We start from the raw sequence: 18836 nt of genomic DNA on the forward strand, positions 1-18836 counted from the left end.
CGGCCTCGCAGCCCTGTGCCGCATGGGCGCAGCGCGCGCGAAAGCGGCAGCCGTTTGGCATGTCGACGATCGAGGGCACCCGGCCCGGGATCGACGGCAGCCGGCCATGGCGCGGGCTCAAGTGCGGCAGCGAACGCAGGAGGCCGGAGGTGTAGGGATGCAGCGGCCGCACCAGCGCCTCGTCGACCGGGGCGTCCTCGATCACCTCGCCGGCATACATCGTGATCATCCGCGTGCAGGTCTCGGCGACCACGCCGAGATCATGGGTAATCAGCATCATCGCGGTATTTGAGGTCTCGCTGAGCTCGCGCAACAGCTCGAGGATCTGCGCTTGCACGGTGACATCGAGCGCCGTGGTCGGCTCGTCCGCGATCAGAAGCTGCGGGCCGCAGATCAAGGCGGCTGCGATCATCACGCGCTGGCGCATGCCGCCGGAAAGCTGGTGCGGGTAGTCGTCGATCCGACGCTCGGGCGAGGCGATGCCAACCCGGCGTAGCATCTCGAGCGTCTTCGCCCTCGCCTCCTCCTTGCCGACGCCGGTATGAACGCGCAGCGTCTCGGCGATCTGGTGGCCGACGGTGAAGACGGGATCGAGCGCGCTCATCGGCTCCTGGAAGATCATGGCGATCCGACGTCCGCGGATCGCGCGCATCGCCCGCGCGCTGCAGGAGACGAGATCTGTGCCATCGAACAGGATCGAGCCGTCGAGGCCGGCGAGATTGCCCGGCAAAAGCCGCAAGATCGAAAGGCCGGTGATGGTCTTGCCGCAGCCGCTCTCGCCGACGATGCCGACGCGCTCGCCGGGCGCGATATCGAAATCGATCTTGCGCGTCGCCTGCCAGACGCCGAGCGAGGTCTTGAAGCGGATGCCGAGGCCGCGCACCGACATCAGCGGCGCAGAACCGCTGGCCGCGGCTTCCGATCGGCACTTTCTTGGTGCAGCCGCCGGCATCAACCCGCCGCCTGCTTCTTCTTCACAAGTTCTTCTTCCATCAGCATCTCGGTTCCGATGATGCCGTCGCGCTCAAGCTGGTCGATCTCGGCATCCGACAAGCCGAGCATGCCGGAAAGAATCTCGTAATTGTGCTCGCCGAGCGTCGGCGGTATCCGCCGGATCGGGAACGGGTGTGCGCTTTCACGAAACGGCATCGACGGCTGCGGATGCTTTCCGATGAAAGCGCGGTTGACCTCCTGGATGAAGCCGCGCGCCTGCAGTTGCGGATCGTGCAGGAGATCGATCGGCAGCCGCGCGACACCGGCGGCAACGCCCGCGGTCTGCAGCAGGTTCATCGCCTCTTCCGCATCGCGCCCGGCGGTCCAGGCTGCGATAGCCGCTTCGATTTCGCTTTCGACCCAGCGCCGGCCGGCGGCCGTCTTCAGCGTCTCGTCGCTGGCCCAGTCGGCGCGTCCGAGCAGCGTTGCGAGCCTCAGCCACATCGCATCGCTGGATACCGCGATCACGATCCAGTTGTCTTCGCCCGCAGAGCGGAAGCAGCCGTGCGGCACGAAATCCGGATGACGATTGCCGTATTTGGTCGGCGGCTTGCCGTCGATCGAGTGCGCGATGATCCAGGGCGCGGCGAACGGCATCATGCACTCGATCTGCGCGAGATCGATGAACTGGCCCTCGCCGGTCAACTTCGCATGGATCAAGGCGGTGAGCACGGCGGCGCAACCATTGAGACCGCCGACGGCGTCGCCAAAGGCGGTATGGCTCATGACCGGCGGCCCGCCAGCGTCGCCGACCACACTCGGCAGCCCCGAGCCTTGCTCCAAGGTCGAGCCATAGGCGCGGCAATCGCGATGGACGCTGCCCGCGCCGAAGGCTGACATCGACATCATCACTAGCTTCGGGTTGAGTTTTCTCAGGACGTCATAGCTGAGGCCGAGTTTCGGCAGCACTTCGACAGAGTAATTGTCGACGACGAGGTCCGCATCCGCCAGCAGGCGCTTGGCAAGATTGAGCCCTTGCGGCCGCGTCAAATCCAGCGTGATGGCGCGCTTGTTGCGGTTCATGATGCAATAGCGCACCGACTTCTCGTACATCTTTTCCAGCACATAGGCCGGCCGCCGGTCGACGCCGCGCCACCAATCCGGATATTGGATCGCCTCGATCTTGATGACGTCGGCACCGAGATCGGCGAGCGTGCGGGTGCAGATCGGGCCGGCCCAGCCCATCGAGAAGTCGACAACGCGAATGCCTTCGAGCGGCAGGCGATTCGGTCCGCTCTGCTCCGGCAGCGGCACGCGCAGCGGGCCCTCGATCTGTTGCTGCTCACCGATGGCGGGAACCTTGCCGCCACGACGCGGCGGCGTGCCGGTCAATCGCTGCATGGAGCCGGCGGAAAAACCGCGCTCCTCGCCGACCGTGACGGGAACGATCGCGCCGCGCGCCTGCTTCTCCTCATCGGCGATCAGCTCGGCGATTTCGGGCACCGGCACGATCGGGATCTTTCGCTTCAGCCCTTCGGCAAACCATTCCTGCGCGGTGCGCTGCTTCAGGCGCGGCAGGAACTTGGCTTCGATCGCCTCGACATGCTGCAGCCGGTCGACGCCGAGGAACAGCTTTGGATCGTCGCGCAGCTCGAGCAGTCCGAGCATCTCGCAGAACGAACGCCATTGCGCTGGTGTCACCGTGGTGACGCCGAGCCAGCCCTGCCTGGTCTCATAGATGCCCACGGGAAAGGTCGGCCAGAACCGGTTGACGCCGATCCGTCGCATGACGTCGCCGCGGGAAAACGACTCGAACATAATGTATTCGGTGACCGCGATGGTGGATTCGAAGATGCTGAGGCGGCTCGCGCGCCCGCGCCCGTCCTGCATTCGGGCCAGCACCGAGGATGACGCAGCGATAAAGCCCCAGAGCCCGGCCAGAATGCCGGTCTGGAAATCCGGCGCATGCATCGGCGGCCCTCCGATCGGCCCCACCAACTTGATCAGGCCGGTCAGCGCGCGAATGGTCGAGTCGGTCGCCGCAAAGCTGGCATAAGGGCCGACATCGCCAAACCAGTCAGCCTCGAGATGGATCAGGCCGGGATGCTTCTCCTTGATGGCGGCGAGATCGAGGGGCGGACAATCCGCCGCATCGATATCGCGGCCGTCGAGCAGGATGTCGCACGACTCGATCAGTTCCGTGAGGCGGGAGGATGCGCTGGTATCCCAGCGATCCAGCACAACGCTCGACTTGTTGAAGTTGAGGAACGCAAACCAGGCGCTCTCTCCTTTCGGCGTCAGCGGCGCCGCGCGGCGAAGCGGATCGCCCGCCGGCGGCTCGACCTTCTGCACGGTGGCGCCGAAATCGGCGAACAAACGCGCGCAATAGCTGATCGCAGCCGCGCTCCCGATCTCGACAATCCGCAGATGCGACAACGCACCCATCACGTTTCCTTAAGACCCCGCGTGGCCGGCGCGAACGATGCACCGGCTCAGTTTTTTGTTGCGAACATCAAACCTTGCGGGCGCGATGATGCAAGCGGAAAATTCTCCCGCGTTGCGGAATTCGCTTTGGCGTGCTTGCGTTTAGCGACAGTCGAATTGCGCTTCGAACCAGTTTTCGAGCGAAGTCGAAAGCGGCTGCCACACGCGCTGGAAGTGCGAGAGTTTCGCGGCGCTGCCGCGATAGATCGCGCGCAACTCCTGTTCAATCGCAGGAAGATCGACACCGGTGACACGACCTTCGCTGACGATCGTGCGTCCATCGACAACGACGTCCTTGAGCAGCGACGCATTGCCGCGCGCGAACAAAAGATCGAGCGGATCGACCGGCAGAATCTGGTCGCGATCGAGACGATCGAGATCGAGCGTGACGAAATCGGCCGGCGCACCCGGCTTGAGCTCACCGCTTCCCGGCGCGCCGGTCGCGCGGCGGCCGTTGCGGATGGCAAGCGCGAAGAACTCGGCCGGCGTCCAGGTCCGCTTGAAGCCTATGCCGCCGTGCATCATCTGCACCAGCCGCATCTCGCGCAGCACGTCGTCGTCCTCATCGAGCGCGAGCCCATCGACACCGACGGTGACCGCGCAGCCGCATTTGTGTGCGGCGGCGATCGGCGCAAGGCCGGAACGCAGATGCATGTTGGAACTGAAATTGGTGACAATGCGCGCACCGGAGGCTGCGATCATTCCCAGCTCGTCGAGGCGCGCATGGATGCAATGCGCGAGCGTCAAGCGTTCGGAGAGAAAGCCGATGTCACGGAGATAGCGGACGATGCCATCAGGAAAGTTCTGGTCCGCCCACGCGCGCTGGTAGATCGTCTCCAACAGATGCATGTGAATGCGGCGGCCGGTCAGCGCGGAATTCTCGGCGACGGCCTCCAGCAGCGGTTTGGAGCACCATTGCACGCCGGCCGGGCCAAGCTGCACATCGATCTTGGGGCCCGCAATCGCCGCGGCAATCGCGTCGGTCAGTTCGATGTAGGCGTTCGGCGACATCGGCGCGCGGACGAACAGTTCCTCGATCGTCTTGCGATCGTCGCAGGACAGATTTGAGAGCACCGGCTCGGCATCGCCATAGACGACCGGATTCTGGTCGCGCACGGCGATCGCAAAGGCGATGCGGATGCCGACGTCTGAGGCCGCGCGCGCGATCTGCTTTGCTTCCTCCACCAGCGGCATCGTTCCGCTCGGGCGGGTGTAGTGCACCATCATCGCCGCGCAGCCGGCACGCGCCGAGCGCGCCAGCGCGGAAGCCGCCGTGAGATAGGGATCGACCGGCGAGCCCAGTACGGAGCGCAACAGCCAGCTCTCCAGGGGCATGCCGAGCGCGCCGAACGACGATGCGGTCGGCCGCGCATGATCGTGGGCGTTGACGAAGGCGGGAAGCACGAAGGAGCGCGGCCCCGCCGGCGGCGCTCCCTGATCGATGGAGTTGATGATGCCGTCGTCGTGCCGGAGCACGACATCATCAAGCATACCGCGGTCACGACCGGCGAATAGGCTATGTGCCGGAACTTCGTTCGCCATGACCGCAGATTATCTCAGTTCGTGACGTAGACCAACTCACGCTCGGCCCGCGGCGGCAGGAACTCGCGGGTGAAGATTTCGGACGGCGTCGGCGTGCGCGTGAGCTGATAGCCTTCGACGATGATGCCGATGGCGCGGGCCATGCGGTCATCCTTGACGTCGCCGACGCCGATCTCCTTCATCTCCGGCGAGACGATCAGCTTGTCGAAGGAATATTGCAGGCGGCGCTTCTCGACGTCGACATTGATCAGATTGTCGAAATTCACCGCGGCCTTCATGCCGGCGTTCTGGTCTTTTGCCACTGCGATCAGGCCCTTGTTGATGGCGCGGATCAGGCCGGCGACGGCCTTCGGATTGGACGCGAGCAATTTGCGCGAGACCATCACGCCGTTGGAATAGAGATCCATTCCGTAATCGCCGAACGAGAACCATTTGAAGTCCTTGTCGGGATCCTGGCGGTTCAGCACCAGGTTGAAGTAGCTGGTGATGTTGAAGACGAGCGCGGCGTCGATGTCGCCCTTGATCAGCATCGGCTCTTGCAGGTTCGGCGCCATGTTGGAGATCTTGATCTTCTCGCCATCGAGCCCGTTCTTGTGCACGAACACCGGCAATAGCCGCGTGGTCGGCGTGCCCTGCGCGCCACCGAGGGTGTGGCCTTCGAAGTCCTTGATGGTGTTGATGCCGCTCGATTTCTTCGCGACGATCGCGAACGGCGGCTGGTTCCAGATCATGTAGACCATCACCGGCGCGTCCTGCGGCTTGGTCGCGGCATTCTGGATGATGGCATTGACGTCGCCGAAGCCGGCATCATAGGCGCCGGACATGATCCGCGTCACGGTCGCGCCGGAGCCTTCGCCCTGGTCGATGACGACATTGAGGCCTTCCTCTTTGAAGTAGCCATGGTCCTTGGCGTAGAAGAAGGCGGCATCCGAGCCTTGCGTCTTCCAGCCGAGCGTGAACTTGATCGTGGTTTCCTCGGCCGACGCTGTCCCTGCGAACAGGGCCAATCCCAACAGCGCGGCGCTCACTTTCTTCAGCATGACGACCTCATGAACGGTGGTTGATGAAACTTCTTCTCAGGTGGCAATCACGTCGTTCTTGCGCGTGGCCCAGCCGGTGACCTGGCCTTCGATCAGCGAGAACACGACGTAGAGTGCGACGCCGAGGCCGGCGAGCACGAACAGTCCGGCGAACACCAGCGGCACGTTGAAATTCGAGGACGCCGTCATCATCACGTTGCCGATGCCGCGGTTGGAGGCGACGGTCTCCGAGAGAACCGCGCCGACAAAGGCGTAGGAGATCGCGACCTTCAGCGAGGCAAAGAAGAACGGCATCGTCCGGGGCAAACCGACATTCCAGAGGATGTCGAACTTGCTGGCGCCCAGCGCCTTCAAGACGTCCTCGAGTTCGGGCTCGGTGGTGGCAAGCCCGGTGGCGATATTGACGACGATCGGAAAGAAGCAGATCGAGAGCGCGGTGAGAACCGCCGGCACCGTGCCGGAACCGAACCACAGCACGAAGATCGGCACCACCGCGACCTTCGGGATCGAGGAGAAGCCGATCAATAGCGGATAGGCGGTGTCATAAGCGGTCTTCGAGACCCCGATGACGGCACCGAGCACGACGCCAAGACCGACGCCGAGTACGAAGCCGAACATCGTGGTCGCCAGCGTTTGGATGATGTGCGGCCACAGCACCGGAAAACGCTCGACCAGCGTCACCAGGACCTGCGAAGGCCGCGGCAGCACCAGGTCGGACATGCCGGTCATCAGGCAGAACAATTCCCAGGCGACGAAGAACAGCACGATCAGCGCCGCTGACCACGCCTTCTGCCTGATATCGAGTGCAGACATTTCAGGCCGTTCCTTCCTGCACCGCACTGCGCGCATCGACGATCATCGCGCGCAGCTTCTGGTTCAGCGCGACGAAATCAGGCTCGAAGGTCATCGCCACCGTGCGCGGCCGGGCAAAGCCGACATGGCTGTCGTCGAGAATGCGACCGGGACGCGCGCTCATCACGCAGATGCGGCTGGCGAGAAAGCCGGCCTCGCGCAGATCGTGGGTGACCAGCAGCACCGTCGGTTTGTGCGTCATCCAGAGCCCTTGCAGGATCGACCACAACTCCTCGCGCGTGAACTGGTCGAGCGCGCCGAACGGCTCGTCGAGCAGCAAGAGGCGCGGCTCATGGATGAGCGCGCGGCATAGATTGGCGCGCTGGAGCATGCCGCCGGAGAGCTGCCAGGGAAAACGGCCGCCAAAACCTTTCAGGCCGACCTGCTCCAACAGCGCGTTGGCCTTGTCGCGGAATTCGGTCTTGCGCAATTTCCGGAATTTTGAGCGGAACGGCTCGACGATCTTGAGCGGCAGCATGATGTTCCGCTCGATCGTCATCCACGGCAGCATGGTCGGATTCTGAAAGGCCATGCCGACCCGCATCGCGCGTGCCGCCACCTCGCGGCCGCCGACGATGACGACACCGGTGGTCGGCTGCACCAGGCCGCTGGCCAACCGCAAGATCGTCGATTTGCCGCAGCCGGACGGGCCGACCAGCGCGACGAACTCGCCCTCGCTGATCCGCAGCGTCGTCTTCGATAGCGCCGGCACCGCGCGGTCGCCGCGGCCGAACGTCACCGAGGCATCGGACAGTTCAATGGCAATCGGCGCGCTGCCGGAGGAAACCGGCTCGCCCGAGAATTCGGAATTTGCTTGCATGCGCATCACGGCAAAAAGTGCATGCAAGCCAGATGCCAGCCGGACTTTTCGGCGGAATCAACGAGATCAGGGAAATCGACACCGCTCGAGCGGATTCAATTTAGGCAATCGGCCTATCAAAGTGCATGCAATTCCTGCGCACACTTATTGGACGCCTATGCTAAGAATGCGGCCGCAAGCACTTACGGGACCAACCGATGGCGCCGCGCGCGGCCAGCAAGACGGCAGAGACTTCCGACAAGGTCAGCGTGATCTGCCGTGCGCTCCGCCGCGCCATCATCGAGCAGGCGCTGGAGCCGGGCGCGAAATTGCCGGAGGATTCGCTCGGCGAGCGCTTCGGCGTCAGCCGCACGATCGCGCGCCACGCGCTCGGGCAATTGGCGGCCGAGGGGCTGGTCGAATTGCGCCGCAACCGCATCGCGGTGGTGGCGACGCCGAGCTGGCAGGATGCGCGCGACGCCTTCGATGTCCGCATTCAGTTGGAGCGCCTCGTGGTGCGCCAGCTCGCCGGCAAGCTCACCAAGGCGCAGATCGCGGAATTGAATGCCCATGTCGATGCCGAGGACCGCGCCCGCGGCGGCTCGGACCCGGTCTCGATCCGGCTCGCGACCGAATTCCACATCCTGCTCGCGCACATGACGAACAGCCCGATCCTGATCCGTTATGTCAGCGAGATCGCCTATCGCTGCTGCCTGACGCTGTCGCTGTTCAGCCGGCCGCATTCCTCGGAATGCGCGATCAACGAACATCGCGCGATCATCGCGGCGCTGGTCAGGGGCGACGAGAACAAGGTGATGAGCCTGATGCACAGCCATCTGGACTCGGTGGCGGGCCGCGCGCTGGTCGCTCCCGTCCCGCAGCGCGGCCGCGACCTGCTCGACATTCTCGCGCCCTATGCCGAAGAGGCGGAGAGTGGCCGCGTCGTGAAACTGCCGAAGGCGGCGCGCGGACGCTAGCGACGATGCGAACTGCCTTCGATCTCATCTTCCGTAACGCGCGCACGCGAAATGCGAGCACGCCGGTCGATATCGGCATCGCCGGCGGCCGGATCGCAGCGATCGAACCGCGCCTCATCTGCGAGGCGGCGGAAATCGATCTCGGCGGCAGACTGGTGCTGTCAGGATTCGTCGACACCCATATCCATCTCGACAAGGCGTGCCTGCTCGGCCGCTGCGCCCATGACCACGGCAGCGTCAGCGAAGCGATCCGCGCGGTGGCGGCGATGAAGCGCGATTTCACCGTCGAGGACATCTATGCCCGCGGCGCGCGTGTGATCGAGCGCGCGATCACCTTCGGCACAATGCGGATGCGCACGCATGTGGAGATCGATCCGCGCATCGGCCTGCGCGGCTTCGAGGCGATCGAGGCGTTGAAGCGCGATTATGCCTGGGCGATCGATATTTCCCCGTGCGTGTTCCCGCAGGAAGGGCTGACCAACGATCCCGGCGCCGAGGAATTGCTGATCGCGGCGCTCCGCGACGGCGGCGAGGCGATCGGCGGCTGTCCCTATGTGGACACCGATCCGAACGCGCATATCGAGAAGATCTTCGATCTGGCGCAGGAGTTCGACGTCGACGTCGACCTGCATCTCGACTTCGACCTCGATCCGTCCTGGTGGCACATGGAAGAAGTGTGCCGCCAGACCGAACGCCGGAATTATCAGGGACGTGTTGCCATCGGCCATGCGACCAAGTTATCGGCGCTGCCACCGGATCGGCTGAAGGCGGCGACCGAACGGCTGGCAAGGGCTGGCGTTGCGGTCACCGTGCTGCCCGCGACCGACCTCTATTTGCTGGGGCGCGACGCGACGCACAACGCGCCGCGTGGGCTCACCGTCGCGCACAAACTCGCCGCCGACGGTGTGCTGTGTTCAGTGGCGACCAATAATGTGCAGAACCCTTTCACGCCGTTCGGCGATGCCTCGCTGCTGCGGATGGCCAATTTTTACGCCAATATCGCCCATGCCGCCGTCAACGAGTTCGACGCCTGCCTCGATCTGGTGACGGACCTCCCTGCCCGCCTGATGAACCTGCGCGATTACGGCATCAGCGTCGGCAATCCCGCCGACATCATCGTGCTCGATACCGACAGCGGCCGCGGCGCGATCGCGGAATTGCCTGACGTCCTCATGGGTTTCAAGAGCGGACGCCAGACCTTCGCGCGGCAGCGGCCGATGCTGTTTCCGCCAAAGAGCTAGTCGCGACCTGCCGATCTGGATTGCCTCGACCGTGATTGACGCGCCGGCCGTTCCATTGTTGTTATCGGTCGCAACGAAACAACAGCGCCGGGCAGGAAACCATGAGCAAGACCTCCAACATCAGAAGCATCGAAACGCTCGCCTGCGATGCCGGCTGGCGGAATTACCACTTCGTCAAGGTGACGACTGAGGACGGCATCGTCGGCTGGAGCGAGTTCGACGAAGGTTTTGGCGCGCCCGGTGTCACCGCCGCGATCGAGCGGCTGTCGGCGCGGATCATCGGCAAGAACGCGCTGCAGCATGAACGCATCTATGCCGAATTGTTCTCCGCGACCCGGCCGGCCGCCGGCGGCGTGGTGGCGCTGGCGCTCGGCGCCATCGAGAATGCGCTGCTCGACGTCAAGGCAAAGGCGCTCGGCGTCCCCTGCTACGAGCTGCTCGGCGGCAAGATCCGCGACCGTATCCGGGTCTACTGGTCGCATTGCGCGACCTGGCGCATCAACCATCCCGACTGGTACAAGCCCGCCATCACCGATATCGACGGGGTGAAGGCGATCGGCCGCGAGGTGCGCGAGAAGCGCTTCACCGCGCTGAAGACCAACATCTTCGTCTATACCGACGGCAAGCCGCAGGGCTGGCGGCCGGGCTTCGGCTCGCCATTCGAGCCCGAGATCAATGTCGACCGCACGGTACTGCGTAATCTCTGCATGCACCTGGAGGCGATCCGCGACGGCGCCGGGCCCGATGTCGATCTCCTGCTCGACCTCAACTTCAATGCCAAGACCGAAGGCTATCTCAAGATCCTGCGGGCGATCGAGAAGATGGACATGTTCTGGGTCGAGATCGACACCTTCAACCCGCAGGCGCTCGGCTATATCCGCCGCCAGAGCCCGCATCCGATCTCATCCTGCGAGACGCTATTGGGCCTGCGCGAATTCCTGCCCTACTTCACCGAACAGGCGATGGACGTCGCGATCATCGACACGCCCTGGAACGGCGTCTGGCAATCGATGAAGATCGCGAACGCCGCCGAGCATTTCGAGGTCAACGTCGCCCCGCACAATTTCTACGGCCACCTCTGCACCATGATGAACGCGCATTTCTCCGCGGCAGTGCCGAATTTGCGGATCATGGAAACCGACATCGACCGGCTCGCCTGGGATCATGAGCTGTTCACTCATGTCCCTGAAATCGTCGACGGCCACCTCGTGATTCCGAACCGGCCGGGCTGGGGCACCGAGCCGAACGAAGAAGGCCTGCGCGCGCATCCGCCGAAGAGCAAGGGCGGATTGCTGAATTACGGACAGGCTGGGAAGAAATAGGCCGCCGCTCTTCGTGACCCGAGCAGCCGGCCTCTTTGGGTTCGATCGGAAGATCGGCCTCGAACAGGCGATTGAGATCACCGATCAATGCAAGACCATTTTCGCGCGCTCTAACCGCTGAATTGATCCGCTCTGACGCAGCCGCCTGGAACGCCATATAGCCATTGTATCGTGGCCGAACATATGATCCCTCGAGCGTCGCGCGTGTGCTCCGATAGAATTCCGCGGTCGCGCTGTTGACGACCGGATCGTCCCAGGCACTTGCATGTCCGGGCTGGCCGCCGGCTGCGGCGTAAGGTCCACGCTGTACCTCTGCGCTCGCGACCCAATAGGCAAAATCGATCGCGTGCATCGCGTGCGGCGTCTTGGCGGAAACGGCAATTCCGGTACCGCCAAGCGCGGCGCCAATCGGCTTGCGCGAGCCGATCGTCGGGATGTTGGCGAAACGGATCAGTCGTCGGCGAAAGGCAGTCTGGGCGTAGGACACGTAACCGTAGATGAACGGAACACAGTCGATTTCCGAGGCATCATCGACCATCCTTTCGAACACCGCGATCGGATCGCGGTCGAGGTCCGCGGGATCGATCAATTCGGCGAGTTCGCGGATCCTGCGCCACACTTCGAGGCCCGTCTCGGCATCCACGAACCGGGAACGTTCAATGCCGCATGGCTGGCCGAGATGCGCTGCGAGCGTATAGAACAGCATGAGGGAATGCGGCGGCCGGAGCGGGAGGGCCACTCGCCCGCGCCGCGCCAGTTCCATCACTTCGGTGAACTCCGACGGAGCTTGCGCCAGCCGGTCCGGTCGAAACGCCTGGACTTGGGTGGCCGCGTCGATCGGAAATGCCCATTGTCTTCCATTCCACCTATATGAAAGGTACGACGGGCCGACGGATGCGGCCTCGAGCACAGTCCGCTCCGTCGCGCGGCCCGTGACATCCAGCGGCAGCAGGCACTTCTCCTCGGTGACTTGCCCGACATGCGGATGATCGATCACAATCAGGTCATAGCGGTTGGCGAGCTCCATCACCGGGAAGCTTTCGAAGTCCTGAAGCGAACGCTGCTCCCAGGTGATGTTCACTCCGCTGCGCCGTCGCCATATCTCCGAGCACGCGACCAGCGGATCGTAGCCGCGCGGATGGCTCCACGTCATGCCCTTGAGATGGATCACAGCCCGAACTCCCGGCGAAGCGCGGCCGAATGCTCGCCGATCTTCGGCGCCGCCTGATCGCCCTTCGGCCTGAAGCCGTCGAGACGCAGCGGCACGCGCGTGGTCCGGATGCTGACATCCTCGCGCGACACGGTTTGCAGCATATCAAGCGACTTGAAGCCCTCACTCTCCAGCAATTCAGGCCAGGTCAGGACCTTCGCGCACCAGATGTCGGCGGGCTCGAGGATCGAGAGCCAGTCGTTACTGGTTCGCTCGGCCAGCCGAAGGGCGATGATGGTCTTGATAGCGTCCCGGTCATTGAACCAGCTCGCCGGGTCGTCGCGATAGGGAGCGAGCGCATCCAGGCCGAGCAAGTCGGCGAGCTTCGGGATCGGCGCCATCGCGATCGCCAGGAACCCGTCCTTGGTTGGATACACACCATATGGCGCGGCCAAATAGGCATGAGCGCTGCGACGCGCGGAGCGGCTGGGCAGTCGTCCGCCGTCATTCAGATGTACCGTAAGCACCTCGAGCTGGAAGTCGATGAGCGCTTCAAGCAAGCTTGTCTCCACATGAGCGCCCTCACCAGTCACGCCGCGTCGGACCAGGGCAGCAAGAACACCCTGGGCCATCGTCGCGCCAGCCATCATGTCGGCAACCGCAAGCCCGAAAGGGACCGGCCCTTGGGCATCGTCGCCATTCAGCCACATCACGCCGGACCGGGACTGTGCCAGCAGGTCCTGGCCCGGGCGTTGCACCCACGGCCCCTCCTTACCGTAACCCGTGATGGACGCGTAGACGATGCGCGGATTGAGCGCTCTCACGGCATTGTAGTCGAGCCCGATCCGCTCGATGACGCCGGGACGGAAATTCTGAACCACAACGTCCGCGCGCGCGAGGAGCGTGCGCAGCGCTGCCAAATCGTTCGGGTCCTTGAGATCGAGGGCCAGACTTTCCTTGCCGCGGTTGATCGCGTGGAAGATCGTGGAGTCACCGCCGATCTCTGCGTCGCTGAGATACAGGCGACGGGACAGGTCGCCGCTCTCCGGCCGTTCGACCTTGATCACCCGTGCTCCAAGGTCGAGCAGGCGGAGGCAGCAATAGGGACCGGATAGAAACTGGCTCAAGTCGACGACCAGAAGACCTTCGAGGGGGAGCGTCGTTTCGGACATCGGGCCACCTTCTGACGGACAAGTTCTCGCTCGCAGCGCCGGACTGCAGAAGCACCCCTGCGGTTGATCCGCTCCGGGGCTATCATTCTTATATGAATATGGTACTTATAAGTGAATGGCAAGCTCCGACGTGACGAATACCGGGTGGGCACCCGCAACCACTGGCAGGGCACTAGGTCGGCGGACTTCAGGCTACGCCCGCGGCAGCGGAAATCTCGCCTGCCGTCGTGAGCAGCATCGCGAGAATATCGTCTCGCAGTGGCGCATCGTCGCGGTCGAGACGACGAATATGCGGGCAGGTAAGCGCCGCGAGCGGGACTCCGGTCGAGCTGAGAATGGGAACGGAAATATTGGTGACTCCGGCCGTTTGCTGGCTTGGACGAACCTCGTAGCCTCGCTGTCGCACCTTTGCGATGATTTGCTCGAACCTTTCCGGTGAAGTCTCGCCGGGAATAGGCACTCGCTCGTCGAGCATCAGCTTGCGCTCTGTCTCAGTCACGAAGGCGAGTAAGACGTGGCCCGATCCGGTGTTCAGCAGGCTGATATGCGAACCCACCCGTATCGAGAGCCCCCAATATCCCGGAGCATCGGTCTGTGCGATCACCACTCCGCTGCCCCGGTCATAAACCACCATGTGGCAGGCCTGCTCCGCCTTGCGCGTGAAGCGGCGCATCGCAGGGAGCGCGAGACTTACGAGGCGCCGCATGGGTGGATGCCGATGAGCCAGCCCAAACAGCTTCAGGGACAGTTCGTAGCGATCTTCGCTGGTCCGCACGACGTAGTACCGCCGCACCAGCCGATCCAGCATCCGGTAGATCTCGTTGGGTGAACGGTCGAGTGCCTTTGCGATTTCGGCCTGCGAGAGCCCCTCATCGGTACTCGACAAGAGTTCGATGATGTCGAGGCCCTTGTCCAGCGCAGGCGCCTTGTAAAGCTCTTCCGTCGTCTCATGTGTCTTCGTCATCGCTCACCCGCGGCCCGTGATGGGCGGCGACAATAGCACACGACCGGATTGCCGCCGGACTGCGCCGCCGACGTTTTCGACGGCTTTTTCGGGACGCTTGACATTCTTCCATATATGAAAATACTTTCCATATTTGAATAATGGCGCGCAGGAGCCTTCGCGGCGTCGCTTGCTGCGTCGGGAGGACGTCAAGGAGTTTCACGCATGATCGTGAGCGAGCTTTTTTTCGAGGATTACCAGATCGGCTTCAGCCGCCGCACCCTCGGCCGCACGATCACGGAAGCCGACATTGTGATCCACGCCGGACAGACTGGCGACAATTTCCCGCATCATATGGACGCCGAATGGTGCGCCAAGCAGGATTTCAAGCAGCGGATCGCACACGGAACGCTGGTCTTCAGCGTCGGCATCGGCATGACGGCGTCCACGATCAACCCGCATGCAATGTCCTACGGCTACGACCGATTGCGGTTCATTCGCCCGGTCTTCATCGGTGACACCATCACCGTCAACGCAAGCATCACGACCAAGCGCGACCACGCCAAGCGCGCCGATGTGGGTGTGGTCGTCGAAACGGTTGAGATGCTGAATCAGTCCGACGAAACCGTGCTCGTCTGCGAGCACCTCTATCTCGTCAAGCGAAGGCGGCCCGGCGACGAGTGCCGCAAACCGCATTGAGACATTGCGGAAGACAACAAAGCTTAAACAATGGGAGGTCCGATGATGCTGCAGAATACCCAGGATTCGCCGCTAGAGAGCGCGATCCAGCGATCCGCATGGCGCTTGCTGCCGTTCCTCATGCTGATGCTTGTCCTCGCATTCCTCGATCGTGTCAATATAGGCTTCGTCAGGCTCGCCTATCAGGCCGATACGGGTATCGGGGACGCTGCCTATGCTTTCGGAGCAGGCATTTTCTTTATCGGTTATGCCCTGTTCGAGGTGCCCAGCAATCTCATCATGACGCGTGTCGGCGCACGCACCTGGCTCGCGCGCATCATGGTGAGCTGGGGACTGATCTCCGCCGCGATGATATTCGCGCGTTCGGACACCGTCTTTTATGTCCTGCGCTTTCTCCTCGGAGTCGCGGAGGCTGGCTTTTACCCGGGAGTGCTGCTCTATCTGACCTACTGGTTTCCGGCCAAGCAACGAGCGCGTGCGACCGGCCTGTTCTATCTCGGCGTCCCCCTCTCACTCGTATTCGGGAGCCCGCTCAGCGGTTTGTTGCTGCAATTCGATGGGGTGTTGGGTCTAAAGGACTGGCAGTCCGTTCTTGCAGTCGAGGGGATGGCCGCAGTCGTTGTTGGCTTTATTGCCTTCTTCTATCTTTGCGACCGGCCCGCGGAAGCGGCCTGGTTGACGCCGGCAGAGCGCAAGGCGCTGTCCGACGAAATCGCGCGGGAGGAAGCTCTCAAGGCGGGGCAGGTGAAACACTCAGCCCTCGGTGTGCTCAGGGATGTGCGGGTTATCGCCTTTATCGTGGTCTACTTCTGCTTCCAAATCGGCACCTCGCCGTTCTCTTTCTACTTCCCTTCAAAGCTCGCCTCGGCCATGGGGGGCAAAGTCGACTTTACGATCGGCCTCCTGCTGGCACTTCCCTGGCTGTGCTCGGCGATAGTCACGCTGCTTGCGACCGCATACGCCGATCAGCATGAGAATCACCGCCAAGTCGCTGCCGTGCTGATCATCGCCGGCGTTCTGGCATCGGCTGCCGTCGGATTCACCAACAATCCGGTTCTGCTGATGATCGCCTTCTGTATTGCCGTCCCGGGGCTGACCTCGTCGCAGCCGGTCTTTTGGAGTCTGCCGACGCAATATCTGAGCGGCATCGGCGCGGCGAGCGGGATCGCCTTCATCGTATCCCTGGGCAATCTGGGCGGGTTCTTTTCGCCACAGATCAAGACCTATGCCGAGCAGGCCCTTGGCAATAGCAGCGTCGGCTACTTGGTCCTGTCGGTGATTGCCGCCGGTGCCGCAGTCATCCTGCTGGGTCTACCGCAAAATGAACCGCGCACCCGCTTTGCGCCGCCGCTCGCCAAATTAGACGCCGCAGCGAGGAAGGATCCTGCCTAGAGCATTTTCGGTTCTGATGGAATCAGAACCGAAGCTCTAGATTCTTGTTGTGACGCGTTTTCTTCACGCGAACCGGTGTCCACTTCGCTCGAAAACGCTCTAACCGGTTCGGAGCAATGCGAAGGCAGATCGGGAAATCAAAGGATCGGCTGAGAATGCCGGCCGTTCGGAAGAGGGCAAGATGAGCAAACGTCTTGGTGGAAAGACCGCCGTTGTGACCGCGGCCGGAAATGGTATCGGGCGCGCGTCCGCAATGATGCTTGCCGCAGAAGGGGCGATGGTGTGGGCGACGGATATCGACCAAGTCGCGCTCGACGAGCTGAGAAGAGATGCAGATCCCGGCTTGCTTCTCCGAACTCATCGCCTGGATGTGCTCGATCCGGTCGAGGTAAGGCAATTCGCCGAATCGCTCAGACCGATCGACGTTTTGTTCAACTGTGCAGGCTACGTGCACGCAGGAGATATTCTGCATTGCGAGGAGAGCGCTTGGGATCTGAGCTTCGAATTGAACGTGAAAGCGATGTATCGCACCATCCGGGCGTTTCTTCCCGCGATGATCGAAGCTGGCCGCGGCGGCTCCATCATAAACATGGCGTCCGTTGCTTCGAGCGTGAAAGGTGTCTCGAGCCGTTGCGCCTACGGCGCCTCCAAGGCGGCCGTGATCGGTCTGACGAAATCCGTTGCGGCAGACTTCGTATCCCATCAGATTCGTTGCAACGCCATTTGCCCTGGCACTATCGAGTCACCTTCTCTGCAAGCGCGCATAAAGGCACAGGCGCTGAAGGATGGGCTGGACGATGCTGCAGCACGTCAGAGCTTTACGTCGCGGCAGCCGCTCGGGAGACTTGGTCGACCCGACGAGGTCGCGGCTCTCGTCACATATCTTGCTTCGGATGAGTCGGCGTTTACAACAGGAGCGATCCACATCATCGATGGCGGCTGGTCAACTTGAGTAGCTCGACTGGCTCAGAGGTTGGGCTCTGGCTCCAGACCGGGACGACGGAGCGGCATTTCGTCCCGCGCAATCACTTATCCCCCGGCCCGTTCAAGAATGCGCTTTCGACGACGTCGCCGATCGGTTGCCAGACATTGCCGTCGAACTGCACCAGTCGCATCTGCTTGATCGGGCGGAAATCGGTCGGGCCGGTGTTGATCGCGATGCCCGGCAGCGCGACCGGGCTGAGATAGTTCTTCAGGGACGCAGCCTGGCGCATGATGTTCTCGCGCGACAGATCATCGCCGCACTGGTTCAGCACCTGGACCAGGGTCTCCGCCGCGGCGTAGCCGAAGATGGCGTAGCTGTCCTCCTTGTCGCCGTCGGGATAGTACTTGTCCATGAAGGCCGACCATGCCTTGATCGGCGGGTCTTCCTTCCATGCAGCATCGTCGGCGTCCTTCAGGAACGATGTCGAGATCACGCCGAGCGCATTCTGCAGTCCCGCCGGCCGCAGCGCGCTGGCGATCGAGGCCGAGGCATTGTCGAGGATGAAGACCGGATGCCAATCCAGGTCGGCGGCAATGCGGATGGCGCGGGCGGCGATCGCCGGTGCCCCGTTGAAGACCAATATGTCGGCACCGGAATCCTTCAATATCTTGATCTGCACCTGGATCGAGGTCTCGGACGCATCAAAGGCGAGATCGGCGACGATCATGCCGGCGGTATCCCCGAGCCCTTCCTGCAATCCCCTGAACAGATCGCGCCCGAACTGATCGTTTTGCCAGAGCACGGCGATCTTGCGGTCGGGATAGGACGCCTGGATGTAATTCGCATAGATCTGGCCCTCGGCGCGGAAGGTCGGCTGCCAGCCCATGCTCCACGGAAATTTCTTCGGATTTGCCCATTCCTCGTCGCCCGAAGCGACGAACAATTGCGGGATCTTCTTGTCGTTGAGATAGGTCCGGGTCGCGAGATTGCTCGGCGTGCCGAATGAGCCGAACATCAGCAGCACGTTCTCCTTCTCGACCAGGTCGCGCGTCTGCTGAAGTGCAGTGCGCGGATTGGAGCTGTCGTCGACGGAGATGAACTTGATCTTCCGTCCGTTGATGCCGCCGCGCTCGTTGACCATGTCGAAATAGGCGGCCTCTGCCCTGCCGATCGTCGCGAAGGCCGCCAGCGGGCCGGTGTAGGGCATGACGTTGCCGATGCGGATTTCATTGTCCGCGGCGCCTCCCTCGGACGCCTGCTGTGCGATGGACGACGCCCACGCGAGAAGCAGTGCGGCGACGAGGGACAGCGACAATCTTGCTTTTGTTCGTTGCATCAGCATCGCCTCAAACCTGCTCTGATAGC

15 protein-coding genes and 1 pseudogene are annotated in these 18836 nt (G+C 62.8%); 6 read left to right on the forward strand and 10 right to left on the reverse strand.

Features of this window, described 5'->3' with window-relative positions; translation table 11 throughout:
- The 6 genes from CWO89_RS23525 to CWO89_RS23550 all read right to left on the reverse strand — a co-directional run.
- Positions 1 to 952 (reverse strand): ABC transporter ATP-binding protein (locus CWO89_RS23525; protein WP_130581112.1); only part of this gene is annotated, 952 nt, incomplete at its 3' end.
- Complete coding sequence (locus tag CWO89_RS23530) at positions 952 to 3378, reverse strand: CaiB/BaiF CoA transferase family protein (protein WP_130581113.1); 2427 nt, start codon at positions 3376 to 3378, stop codon at positions 952 to 954. The genes CWO89_RS23530 and CWO89_RS23525, both read right to left, overlap by 1 nt.
- A 141-nt stretch (positions 3379 to 3519) precedes the next feature.
- The gene (locus CWO89_RS23535) at positions 3520 to 4959 is read right to left on the reverse strand and encodes an amidohydrolase family protein (protein ID WP_130581114.1); all 1440 of its coding nucleotides are present in this window, start codon (positions 4957 to 4959) and stop codon (positions 3520 to 3522) included.
- Between the two features lie 14 nt (positions 4960 to 4973).
- Positions 4974 to 5999, reverse strand: coding sequence for an ABC transporter substrate-binding protein (locus CWO89_RS23540; protein WP_130581115.1), 1026 nt, complete (start codon positions 5997 to 5999; stop codon positions 4974 to 4976).
- Positions 6000 to 6035: 36 nt separating this feature from the next.
- Entirely contained in the window at positions 6036 to 6812 is a 777-nt protein-coding gene (locus tag CWO89_RS23545; RefSeq protein WP_130581116.1) for an ABC transporter permease, read from the reverse strand.
- A gap of 1 nt (position 6813) precedes the next feature.
- Positions 6814 to 7671, reverse strand: a complete 858-nt coding sequence (locus tag CWO89_RS23550) for an ABC transporter ATP-binding protein (RefSeq protein ID WP_245476466.1) — start codon at positions 7669 to 7671, stop codon at positions 6814 to 6816.
- Positions 7672 to 7868: 197 nt separating this feature from the next.
- On the opposite strand from CWO89_RS23550, the gene CWO89_RS23555 reads away from it, so the two are divergent.
- The 3 genes from CWO89_RS23555 to CWO89_RS23565 all read left to right on the forward strand — a co-directional run bounded on the left by CWO89_RS23555 (position 7869) and on the right by CWO89_RS23565 (position 11190).
- Positions 7869 to 8627 carry a GntR family transcriptional regulator gene (locus CWO89_RS23555; RefSeq protein ID WP_130581118.1) on the forward strand — a complete coding sequence of 253 codons (759 nt, stop codon included), beginning with the start codon at positions 7869 to 7871 and terminating at the stop codon, positions 8625 to 8627.
- Between the two features lie 5 nt (positions 8628 to 8632).
- Entirely contained in the window at positions 8633 to 9868 is a 1236-nt protein-coding gene (locus tag CWO89_RS23560; RefSeq protein ID WP_130581119.1) for an amidohydrolase family protein, read from the forward strand.
- Between the two features lie 101 nt (positions 9869 to 9969).
- Positions 9970 to 11190, forward strand: a complete 1221-nt coding sequence (locus CWO89_RS23565; RefSeq protein ID WP_130581120.1) for a mandelate racemase/muconate lactonizing enzyme family protein — start codon at positions 9970 to 9972, stop codon at positions 11188 to 11190.
- Positions 11191 to 11245: 55 nt separating this feature from the next.
- Here CWO89_RS23565 and CWO89_RS23570 read toward each other — a convergent pair.
- The 3 genes and pseudogenes from CWO89_RS23570 to CWO89_RS23580 all read right to left on the reverse strand — a co-directional run.
- A pseudogene (locus CWO89_RS23570) lies at positions 11246 to 12343 on the reverse strand (extracellular solute-binding protein); the annotation flags it as partial.
- A gap of 14 nt (positions 12344 to 12357) precedes the next feature.
- Positions 12358 to 13512, reverse strand: coding sequence for a CaiB/BaiF CoA transferase family protein (locus tag CWO89_RS23575; protein WP_130581121.1), 1155 nt, complete (start codon positions 13510 to 13512; stop codon positions 12358 to 12360).
- A gap of 187 nt (positions 13513 to 13699) precedes the next feature.
- Positions 13700 to 14476, reverse strand: coding sequence for an IclR family transcriptional regulator (locus tag CWO89_RS23580; RefSeq protein ID WP_130581122.1), 777 nt, complete (start codon positions 14474 to 14476; stop codon positions 13700 to 13702).
- 204 nt (positions 14477 to 14680) lie between these two features.
- Between CWO89_RS23580 and CWO89_RS23585 the strand changes: the two genes are divergently transcribed.
- From CWO89_RS23585 to CWO89_RS23595, 3 genes are all read left to right on the forward strand, one after another.
- On the forward strand, positions 14681 to 15154 hold the full coding sequence (locus tag CWO89_RS23585) for a MaoC family dehydratase (RefSeq protein ID WP_207234550.1): 474 nt from the start codon (positions 14681 to 14683) through the stop codon (positions 15152 to 15154).
- 45 nt (positions 15155 to 15199) lie between these two features.
- Positions 15200 to 16546 (forward strand): MFS transporter, encoded by a 1347-nt coding sequence (locus tag CWO89_RS23590; RefSeq protein ID WP_207234551.1) that lies wholly within the window; start codon positions 15200 to 15202, stop codon positions 16544 to 16546.
- Positions 16547 to 16727: 181 nt separating this feature from the next.
- The gene (locus tag CWO89_RS23595) at positions 16728 to 17498 is read left to right on the forward strand and encodes an SDR family oxidoreductase (protein ID WP_130581124.1); all 771 of its coding nucleotides are present in this window, start codon (positions 16728 to 16730) and stop codon (positions 17496 to 17498) included.
- Positions 17499 to 17571: 73 nt separating this feature from the next.
- Here CWO89_RS23595 and CWO89_RS23600 read toward each other — a convergent pair whose 3' ends face one another.
- Positions 17572 to 18813 carry an ABC transporter substrate-binding protein gene (locus CWO89_RS23600; protein WP_349644898.1) on the reverse strand — a complete coding sequence of 414 codons (1242 nt, stop codon included), beginning with the start codon at positions 18811 to 18813 and terminating at the stop codon, positions 17572 to 17574.
- Between the last annotated feature and the right edge of the window lie 23 nt (positions 18814 to 18836).

Source organism: Bradyrhizobium sp. Leo170 (assembly GCF_004296405.1).
Classification (GTDB): domain Bacteria; phylum Pseudomonadota; class Alphaproteobacteria; order Rhizobiales; family Xanthobacteraceae; genus Bradyrhizobium.